1 pseudogene is annotated in these 411 nt (G+C 50.4%); it reads left to right on the top strand.

The window, feature by feature from the left end:
* Nucleotides 1-411: pseudogene (locus FWJ25_RS20950) on the top strand (enolase); the annotation flags it as partial.

The following is a 411-nucleotide window of genomic DNA, read 5'->3' on the forward strand; positions in this document are numbered from 1 at the left end:
GGCAGCTACGCGAGGGGGGCCGTACCCAGCGGCGCATCCACTGGAATATATGAGGCCTTGGAGTTGAGGGATGGAGGATCTGATTATCTTGGCAAGGGTGTTCTTAAGGCTGTCAGCAACGTAAACAACATTATTGGACCAGCGATTGTTGGAAAGGACCCCACTGAGCAGGTTGAGATTGACAACTTCATGGTCCAACAGCTTGATGGAACCTCCAATGAGTGGGGCTGGTGCAAACAGAAGCTTGGAGCAAATGCCATCCTTGCGGTTTCACTTGCTGTGTGCAAAGCTGGAGCTATGGTGAAGAAGATTCCTCTTTACCAGCACATCGCAAATCTTGCTGGGAACAAAACTCTGGTGCTCCCTGTACCTGCCTTTAATGTGATTAATGGAGGGTCACATGCTGGAAAC

The sequence above is a fragment of the Marinobacter salinexigens genome, from assembly GCF_008370345.1.
GTDB classification, from domain to species: domain Bacteria; phylum Pseudomonadota; class Gammaproteobacteria; order Pseudomonadales; family Oleiphilaceae; genus Marinobacter; species Marinobacter salinexigens.